Source organism: Pseudomonas sp. PB106 (assembly GCF_009764645.1).
Classification (GTDB): Bacteria; Pseudomonadota; Gammaproteobacteria; order Pseudomonadales; family Pseudomonadaceae; genus Aquipseudomonas.
The window spans coordinates 1-2,985 of record NZ_RWIM01000043.1 but is presented as its reverse complement, the minus strand read 5'-3'; the positions used below and the strand labels follow the sequence as shown (position 1 = coordinate 2,985).

The following is a 2,985-nucleotide window of genomic DNA, read 5'->3' as shown; positions in this document are numbered from 1 at the left end:
TTAAGCGCAAATTGCTTGGGTGTTATATGGTCAAGCCTCACGGGCAATTAGTATTGGTTAGCTCAACGCCTCACAGCGCTTACACACCCAACCTATCAACGTCGTAGTCTTCGACGGCCCTTCAGGGAACTCAAGGTTCCAGTGAGATCTCATCTTGAGGCAAGTTTCCCGCTTAGATGCTTTCAGCGGTTATCTTTCCCGAACATAGCTACCCGGCAATGCCACTGGCGTGACAACCGGAACACCAGAGGTTCGTCCACTCCGGTCCTCTCGTACTAGGAGCAGCCCCTCTCAAATCTCAAACGTCCACGGCAGATAGGGACCGAACTGTCTCACGACGTTCTAAACCCAGCTCGCGTACCACTTTAAATGGCGAACAGCCATACCCTTGGGACCGGCTTCAGCCCCAGGATGTGATGAGCCGACATCGAGGTGCCAAACACCGCCGTCGATATGAACTCTTGGGCGGTATCAGCCTGTTATCCCCGGAGTACCTTTTATCCGTTGAGCGATGGCCCTTCCATACAGAACCACCGGATCACTAAGACCTACTTTCGTACCTGCTCGACGTGTCTGTCTCGCAGTCAAGCGCGCTTTTGCCTTTATACTCTACGACCGATTTCCGACCGGTCTGAGCGCACCTTCGTACTCCTCCGTTACTCTTTAGGAGGAGACCGCCCCAGTCAAACTACCCACCATACACTGTCCTCGATCCGGATAACGGACCTGAGTTAGAACCTCAAAGTTGCCAGGGTGGTATTTCAAGGATGGCTCCACGCGAACTGGCGTCCACGCTTCAAAGCCTCCCACCTATCCTACACAAGCAAATTCAAAGTCCAGTGCAAAGCTATAGTAAAGGTTCACGGGGTCTTTCCGTCTAGCCGCGGATACACTGCATCTTCACAGCGATTTCAATTTCACTGAGTCTCGGGTGGAGACAGCGCCGCCATCGTTACGCCATTCGTGCAGGTCGGAACTTACCCGACAAGGAATTTCGCTACCTTAGGACCGTTATAGTTACGGCCGCCGTTTACCGGGGCTTCGATCAAGAGCTTCGCGTTAGCTAACCCCATCAATTAACCTTCCGGCACCGGGCAGGCGTCACACCCTATACGTCCACTTTCGTGTTTGCAGAGTGCTGTGTTTTTAATAAACAGTCGCAGCGGCCTGGTATCTTCGACCGGCATGAGCTTACGGAGCAAGTCCTTCACCCTCACCGGCGCACCTTCTCCCGAAGTTACGGTGCCATTTTGCCTAGTTCCTTCACCCGAGTTCTCTCAAGCGCCTTGGTATTCTCTACCCAACCACCTGTGTCGGTTTGGGGTACGGTTCCTGGTTACCTGAAGCTTAGAAGCTTTTCTTGGAAGCATGGCATCAACCACTTCGTGTTCTAAAAGAACACTCGTCATCAGCTCTCGGCCTTAAGATCCCGGATTTACCTAAGATCTCAGCCTACCACCTTAAACTTGGACAACCAACGCCAAGCTGGCCTAGCCTTCTCCGTCCCTCCATCGCAATAACCAGAAGTACAGGAATATTAACCTGTTTTCCATCGACTACGCTTTTCAGCCTCGCCTTAGGGACCGACTAACCCTGCGTCGATTAACGTTGCGCAGGAAACCTTGGTCTTTCGGCGTGGGTGTTTTTCACACCCATTGTCGTTACTCATGTCAGCATTCGCACTTCTGATACCTCCAGCAAGCTTCTCAACTCACCTTCACAGGCTTACAGAACGCTCCTCTACCGCATCACCCGAAGGTGATACCCGTAGCTTCGGTGTATGGTTTGAGCCCCGTTACATCTTCCGCGCAGGCCGACTCGACTAGTGAGCTATTACGCTTTCTTTAAAGGGTGGCTGCTTCTAAGCCAACCTCCTAGCTGTCTAAGCCTTCCCACATCGTTTCCCACTTAACCATAACTTTGGGACCTTAGCTGACGGTCTGGGTTGTTTCCCTTTTCACGACGGACGTTAGCACCCGCCGTGTGTCTCCCATGCTCGGCACTTGTAGGTATTCGGAGTTTGCATCGGTTTGGTAAGTCGGGATGACCCCCTAGCCGAAACAGTGCTCTACCCCCTACAGTGATACATGAGGCGCTACCTAAATAGCTTTCGAGGAGAACCAGCTATCTCCGAGCTTGATTAGCCTTTCACTCCGATCCACAGGTCATCCGCTAACTTTTCAACGGTAGTCGGTTCGGTCCTCCAGTTAGTGTTACCCAACCTTCAACCTGCCCATGGATAGATCGCCCGGTTTCGGGTCTATTCCCAGCGACTAGACGCCCTATTAAGACTCGCTTTCGCTACGCCTCCCCTATTCGGTTAAGCTCGCCACTGAAAATAAGTCGCTGACCCATTATACAAAAGGTACGCAGTCACAGAACAAAGTCTGCTCCCACTGCTTGTACGCATACGGTTTCAGGATCTATTTCACTCCCCTCTCCGGGGTTCTTTTCGCCTTTCCCTCACGGTACTAGTTCACTATCGGTCAGTCAGTAGTATTTAGCCTTGGAGGATGGTCCCCCCATATTCAGACAAAGTTTCTCGTGCTCCGTCCTACTCGATTTCATGACTAAGAGATTTTCGCGTACAGGGCTATCACCCACTATGGCCGCACTTTCCAGAGCGTTCCGCTAATCTCAAAGCCACTTAAGGGCTAGTCCCCGTTCGCTCGCCACTACTAAGGGAATCTCGGTTGATTTCTTTTCCTCAGGGTACTTAGATGTTTCAGTTCCCCTGGTTCGCCTCTTGCACCTATGTATTCAGTACAAGATAACCATCTTATGATGGCTGGGTTCCCCCATTCAGACATCTCCGGATCAAAGTCTGTTTGCCGACTCCCCGAAGCTTTTCGCAGGCTACCACGTCTTTCATCGCCTCTGACTGCCAAGGCATCCACCGTATGCGCTTCTTCACTTGACCATATAACCCCAAGCAATCTGGTTATACTGTGAAGACGACATTCGCCGAAAATTCGAATTTCTCAA

At 51.6% G+C, this 2,985-nt stretch carries 1 rRNA gene; it reads right to left on the bottom strand.

Annotated elements, in window-relative coordinates:
• Window positions 1-26: 26 nt before the first annotated feature.
• Window positions 27-2,920, bottom strand: a 23S ribosomal RNA gene (locus EJA71_RS06110).
• Between the last annotated feature and the right edge of the window lie 65 nt (window positions 2,921-2,985).